The organism is Corallococcus sp. CA047B (assembly GCF_003612065.1).
Lineage (GTDB): Bacteria > Myxococcota > Myxococcia > Myxococcales > Myxococcaceae > Corallococcus > Corallococcus praedator.
Genome location: NZ_RAWD01000074.1, coordinates 24,625 through 31,422 on the forward strand (window position 1 = coordinate 24,625; position 6,798 = coordinate 31,422).

2 protein-coding genes are annotated in these 6,798 nt (G+C 70.0%); both read right to left on the bottom strand.

The window, feature by feature from the left end:
* Nucleotides 1–71: 71 nt before the first annotated feature.
* A complete protein-coding gene (locus D7X74_RS14365; protein WP_370450751.1) occupies nt 72–3,452 on the bottom strand; it encodes an amino acid adenylation domain-containing protein in 3,381 nt (1,126 codons plus the stop codon).
* Nucleotides 3,453–3,505: 53 nt separating this feature from the next.
* A partial coding sequence (locus D7X74_RS14370; RefSeq protein WP_120533522.1) for a non-ribosomal peptide synthetase occupies nt 3,506–6,798 on the bottom strand: 3,293 nt, incomplete at its 5' end.

A 6,798-nucleotide genomic window follows, 5' to 3' on the forward strand; every position in this document is an offset into this window, starting at 1 on the left:
GCCCCGTGAGGGCGCGAGGACTGGCCTTGCGCGCCACACCGGCGGGGCCCGTGAAGAAGGAAGGGCTGCCTTCAGTCCCCTTTGTTGGGGGACTCGGGCAGGTTGAGGTCGGCGCGGGAGGTGGCCTGGACGCGGCGGGCCTGTCGGGGGCGCGCGACGAGCGGAGGCGGTGTCACGGAAGGCGTGCCCTGCTGCCGCGCCTCCAGGTGCTTCGCCATGGCTTCCAGGGTGGGCCGTTCGAAGAGGACGCGCAGGGACACGTCCACGCTCCAGGCCTCCTGCACGCGGGCGAGGATCTGCACGGCCTTCATCGAATGACCGCCAAGTTCAAAGAAGTCCTCGTGCAGGCCGACGCGCTCCACGCCCAGCACCTCGCGCCAGATCTCCGCGAGGCGGATCTCCAGAGGCGTGCGCGGCGGCTCGAACGCGGCGGTCGCGCGCTGGGACGGCGTGGGCGAGGGCAGGGCCTTGCGGTCGAGCTTGCCGTTCGCCGTGCGAGGGAAGGACTCCAGCGCCACGAAGTGCGACGGAATCATGTAGGCCGGCAGATGCGAGCGCAGGTGCTCCCGGAGCGCCTGGGCCTCCGGAGCGTCGCCAGTGCCGGGCTGGAAATAGGCCACCAGCTCCGAGCTGCCCGCGAGTTCCCACACCCGCACCGCCACCTCGTGGACGCCGGGGTGCAGGCTCAGCCGCGCTTCAATCTCTCCCAGCTCGATGCGGTGGCCGCGCAGCTTGATCTGCCCGTCCTCGCGGCCCACGTAGGCCAGGGCGCCATCCGGCAGGACGCGCACGCCGTCACCCGTGCAGTACAGCCGGGCTCCGGGCTCACGGCTGAAGGGATCCGGCACGAAGCGCTCAGCGGTCAGGTCCGGACGGTGGAGGTAGCCCTGGGCCACCCCGAGTCCGCCGATGTACAGCATGCCCACCACGCCCACGGGAACGGGCTGGAGCCACGCGTCGAGCACGTACACCCGCGTGTTGTCGATGGGTCGGCCGATCGTGAGCCGGGCCTGCTCCTCCACGCGCGACACGGTGGACCAGATGGTGGTCTCCGTGGGGCCGTACATGTTCCACAGCGATGCACCCCGGGCCCGCAGCGGCGCAATCAGCTCCGGGGGAAGGGCCTCGCCACCGCACAGCATCTTGAGCCGCGAGTCCCCGGCCCAGCCCAGCGCGAGCATCATCCGCCACGTGGAGGGCGTGGCCTGCATCACGGTGGCGCCGCTGGCCGCGAGCGCGGGAAGCAGTCGCGTGCCATCCACGGCCGTCTCCCGGCTGGCGATGACCACGCGCGCGCCGACGCTCAGGGGCAGGAACAGCTCCAGCACGGAGATGTCGAAGGCGATGGTCGTCACCGCGAAGAGCGTGTCGGCGTCGGTGATGCCGGGCTCGCGCTGCATCGACGCCATGAAGTTGGTGACCGCGCGGTGGGGCACCGCCACGCCCTTGGGTTTCCCGGTGGAGCCCGACGTGTAGAGCACATAGGCCAGGTGCTCACCGGACAGCGACAGGTGCAGCGGATCCGAAGAGGCCTGTTCCGCGTCCGCCAGCAGGACCGTCCGGACCTGGTGCGTCGGGGCTTGCGCGGCCAGTGCTGGCTCGGTCACGAGCAGCGCCACGCCACTGTCCTCCAGGATGTGGGCCCGACGCTCTTCGGGGTAGAGCGGATCCAGCGGCACGTACGCCGCGCCGGCCTTGAGGATGCCGAGCAGTCCCACGAGCAGCTCCAGGGAACGCTCCATGAAGATGCCGACCCGCTGTCCCGGCTCGACGCCCAGGGAGCGCAGGTGGTGCGCCAGTCGGTTGGAGCGCGCCTCCAGCTCACCGTAGCTCAGCGCGTGCGCTTCGAAGCGGGCGGCGATGGCGTCCGGGCGTCGTGCGGCCTGGACTTCAAACAGGCCGTGCAGGCCCTGCGAAGGTGCCACCTCGCGGGCCGTGGCGTTCCAGTCGCGCAGCAGGAGCGTCCGCTCGGGCTCGGTGAGCAGGGGCATCCGGGAGACGGGCTGCGCGGGGTTGTCCGCCACGGCGGTGAGCAGGGACAGGAAGTGTCCCGTCATCCGTTCGAGGGTCGCGGCGTCGAACAGGTCGGTGTCGAAGGTCAGGTCGCTGACGAGCCCGTGCGGCGTTTCGTTCATGGAGAGCGAGAGGTCGAACTGCGACGTGCCGCTTTCGATCTCCAGTTGTTCAATCGCGAGCCCGGGCAGGGTCAGCGGCTCGGTGGGCGTGTTCTGGAGCGTGAACAGCACCTGGAAGAGCGGCGAGTGGCTCAGCGCGCGGGTCGGCTGGAGCGCTTCGACCAACTGCTCGAAGGGCAGCGCTTGATGGACGGAGGCCGCGAGCGTGGTGCGGCGCACCTGTCCCAGCAGCTCCGAGAACGAGGGTTCCCCGTCCAGCTTGAGGCGAAGGGGCAGCGTGTTGACGAACAGGCCGATGAGCGGCTCCGTCTGCGGAAGCCGGTTGGCGATGGGGAAGCCCACCACCAGGTCCTTCTGCCGGCTGTGGCGCGACAGCAGCACGCCGAAGGTCGCCAGCAGCGTCATGAACAGCGTGGACTCCGCCTCACGTCCGCGTGCCTTGAGCCGCGCGACGAGGTCCGCGGGCACGGTGAAGCGCCGCGTGGCGCCCTGGAAGCGCTGCGCGGCGGGACGGGGACGGTCGGTGGGCAGCTCCAGCAGGCCCGGAGCACCGGCCAGATGCTCCTTCCAGAACGTGAGCTGCGGCTGCATGGCGCCACCCGTGGCGCGCTCCTGCTGCCAGTGCGCGAAGTCCGCGTAGCGAAGCGGCAGCTCGGGCAGTGACGGCGCCGTGCCGGTGGTGAAGGCCCGGTAGAACTCCGCCAGTTCGCGGACCAGCACCCCGATGGACCAACCGTCCGAAGCGATGTGGTGCAGCGTGAGCAGCAGCACGTGTTCGCGGGCATCGAGCTGGAGCAGGCACAACCGCAGCGGCAGGTCGCGCGACAGCTCGAAGGCCTTGCGCGCCTCCTCCGCCGCGAGCCGCCGGACCTCCGCGCTCCTCATGTCCGCAGGCAGTGCCTGGAGGTCCACGCGTGGCAGCGGCACGGGCGCGACGGGCTGGATGCGCTGCACGGGACGTCCCTGCACCTGGGCGTAGGTCGTCCGGAGGATGTCGTGACGACGGACGATCTCCTCCAGGCTCCGGCGAAGCGCGTCCACATCCAGCACGCCTTCGAGGCGCAGGGCCGCGGGCATGTTGTACGCGCCGCTCGGTCCCTGGAGCTGTTCCAGGAACCACAGGCGCTGCTGTCCGGAAGACAGCGGCACGTCCCCTTCGCGCGGCCCCGTCGGGATGAGCTCCGCGGCGGCCTGGAGTGACTGTCCCGCCTGTCGCAGGAACGCGGTGATCTCCTCCTTGCGCTCCTTCATCCGCCCCGTCAGCTCCGGGGTCATCACGCCCGGAGGCGCGCTGAAGCGCAGGCGTTCGCCTTCCATCCACAGCCGCACGTCCTGCTTGCGGAGCTGCGTCAGCAGTTCATCCAGGCCGCTCACAGCTCGCCCTCCTCACGGTTCGCTTCCGAAGCGGACACGGGTGGTGTGGCCTTCGCGGCCCAGGTCAGGGTGTCCAGGTACTCGGCGAGGCCCGCGATGGTGGGGGCCTGGAACATGCGCTCCAGGGAGAGATCCAACCGCAGCGATTCACGGATGCGCGAGGCCACCTGCGTCGCGAGCAGCGAGTCGCCGCCCAGCTCGAAGAAGTCGTCGTGGACGCCCACGCGTTGCAGTCGCAGCGCCTTCATCCACACCTCCGACAGCGCCTGCTCCGTCGGGCTGCGCGGCGCGACGAACGGCTTCGTGGGCGCGCTGGTGGACGGGTCGGGCGCGGGGAGCGAGCGCCGGTCCAGCTTGCCGCTCGCGGTGAGCGGCATGGCCGTCAGCAGGACGAAGAAGGCCGGGATCATGTAGTCCGGCAGCTTCTCCTGGAGGAACTGGCGCAGCGCGGTGGGCGTCACGGCGTCGGGCGCCGTGGGAACGACGTATGCGACCAGCCGCTTGTCGTGGCCCGCCGCGTCCGCGTCCTTCTCCTCGCGCACGGTGACGATGACTTCCTGGACGGAGGGGTGCCGGCTCAGGGCCGCTTCAATCTCCCCCAGCTCGATGCGGAAGCCGCGCACCTTCACCTGGTGGTCGGTCCGCCCCAGGAAGTCGAGCGTGCCGTCGGGCAGGTAGCGCGCCAGGTCGCCCGTTTTGTAGAGCCGCGCGCCGGGCTTGTCGCTGAACGGATCCGGGATGAAGCGCTGCGCCGTCAGCTCCGGGCGGTGCAGGTAGCCCTGGGCCAGCAGCTCGCCGCCGATGTGGAGTTCTCCCGCCACGCCCAGGGGCACCGGCTCGCCGTACTTGTCCAACATGTAGAAGGTGCGGTTGGAGCGCGGACGGCCAATGGGAACGCGTGCGCTCGCCTGGGACGGAGTCGTGGCCGAGGGCACCTCGAAGGTGGTCGCGGTGATGACCGCCTCCGTGGGGCCATATGCATTGAGCAGCCGCACCGAGCCCAGGGGCCCGCGCTGCCACAGCTCCAGCACCTTGGGGAGGATGGTGTCCCCGCCAATGATGATCAGTCGCACGCGGTGGCCGCCCAGCTCCTGCGGCGACTCACTCCAGCGCTGCGTCACCTGCTGCCAGTAGGCCGTCGGGAAGTTCAGCACCGTGAGCTGCTGCTCGACGATGCGGCGCGGCAGCTCCTCGGCGGTCCAGACCTCCGGGCCCCGCAGCACCACCGTGGCGCCGACCATGAAGAGCGGGAGGATCTGCTCCAGCGACGCATCGAAGTTGAACGACGCGAACTGCAACATCTTGTCGTTCGCGGAGTGCCGGTAGTGGTCGCGCACGTCCTGGCAGTGGACCACCAGCGCGCCATGTCCCACGGACACGCCCTTGGGTTCGCCCGTGGAGCCGGAGGTGTAGATGACGTAGGCGGGCGAGTCCGGTGACGCGAGGTTCTCCAGGTCCGTGACCGGCCAGGCCGCGAGCACGGGCGCATCCTGATCCAGGCAGAGGACCTTCGCGTCGTGCACGGGCAGCAGCTCCAGCAGCGGTCCCTGCGTCACCACCACCGCGACGCGCGAGTCCTCCAGCAGGTACTTCAGCCGCTCCAGGGGCAGCCCCGGATCCAGCGGCACGAAGGCGCCGCCTGCCTTGAGAATGGCCATCAGGGTGACGAGCACCTCGGGCGAGCGCTCCAGGAACGAACCCACGAGCACACCGGGCCCGACTCCCAGCTCGCGCAGGTGGTACGCCAGCCGGTTCGCCTGCCCGTTGAGGTCCGCATACGTCAGGAGCTGACCGTCGAACTCCACCGCGACCTTGTCCGGGCGCGCGGCAGCCTTCTTCTCGATGATTTCGTGGACCAGCAGGTCCTTGCGATAGGGCGCCCGGGTCTGGTTCCACGCGGTGAGCAGGTGATGGCGCTCGGCGGGGGAGAGCAGGGGCAGGTCCGCCAGCCGGCGTCGCGGGTCGGCGACCAGTCCCTCCAGCAGCGTGTAGAAGCCGCGCGTCCAGCGCTGGAGCGTCCCGGCATCGAACAGGTCGGTGTTGTATTCGAAGTCCAGAACGAGCCCGTCCTCGACCTCGATGGCGTTGAGGCTCAGGTCGAAGGCCGCGAAGCGGATGGGCTGGGAATGGAAGTCCGTGCGCAGTCCGCTCATCTTCGCGGCGGCCAGGGGGCGCTCCAGGTTGAACGTCACGTTGACCAGCGGGTTGTGGCTGGTGCTGCGCGGCAGGTTCAGCCGGTGGAGCAACCGGGCGAAGGGATACGACTGGTGCTCATAGGCGCTCCACAGCGTCTGCTTGAGACCCTGGAGGTACTTCGGGAAGGACTGCTCCCCCCGCGCGTGGCTGACGATGGGCAGCAGGTGCGCGCAGTAGGCGACCAGATGCTCGCTGTCCTCCAGCTCCCGACCGCCGGTGGGGATGCCCACCAGCAGCTCGTCCTGGCCCGTCAGCCGGTGCAGGAAGGTGGTGTACGCGGAGAGCAGCAGGATGAAGAGGGTGGATTGCTGCTGCTGCGCCAGCTCCCGCACGGAGCGGGTGAGGGACGACGACAGTCGCACCGTTTCGCGCGCGCCCCGGTAGCTGCGCAGGGCCGGACGGCCGTGGTCGGTGGGCAGCTCCAGGGTGGGCACCGCGTCCACGCGCTGCTCCAGCCAGTAACGCTCGTGCGCGGCCATCTCCGGCGTCTGGGCCTGCCGCCGCATCCAGCGGACATGGTCGCTGAACTGGAGAGGCCGGGGACGGATGGCGCTGCGGCCCTCGTGGATCGCTGAATAGTGCTGGGCGATCTCCTGCACGAGGATGCCCAGGGACCAGCCATCCACCACCACGTGGTGGGCCGTCAGGACGAACAGGTGATCATGCGGGCTCAGCTTGAGCAGGTGCGCGCGGACCAGCGGCCCCCGGTGCAGGTCGAACGGGGACTGGGCTTCCGTTTCGTACCAGGCCGCGAGCTGGGCGGACTGCTCGTCCGGAGACAGCGCGGACAGGTCGTGCAGTGGCAGGCCCACGGTGAGCTGCGGGAGGATGCGCTGCTGCTCTCCGGTCTCCTCCAACTGGATGCGCAGCGCCTCGTGGCGATCCACGACGTACTGGAGTGAGCGCTGGAGCAGCTCCACCTGGAGGACGCCCGACAGGCGCAGGCTGAGCGAAAGGTTGTAGGCGCTGGAGCCGCCCGCGTTCATCTGCGAGAGGATCCACAGTTGCTGCTGGGCCTCCGTGGTCGGCAGCACGTTCGCGGGAAGCGCGGGCTCCTCCGGCGTGGTCTCGGCCGGGCGGGGGGCCTCCGGGG

Bases quoted from the DNA above. Each gene is read 5' to 3' on its own strand.
- D7X74_RS14365 (WP_370450751.1), bottom strand. From the start codon at position 3,452: ATGGAAGGCGAACGCCTGCGCTTCAGCGCGCCTCCGGGCGTGATGACC.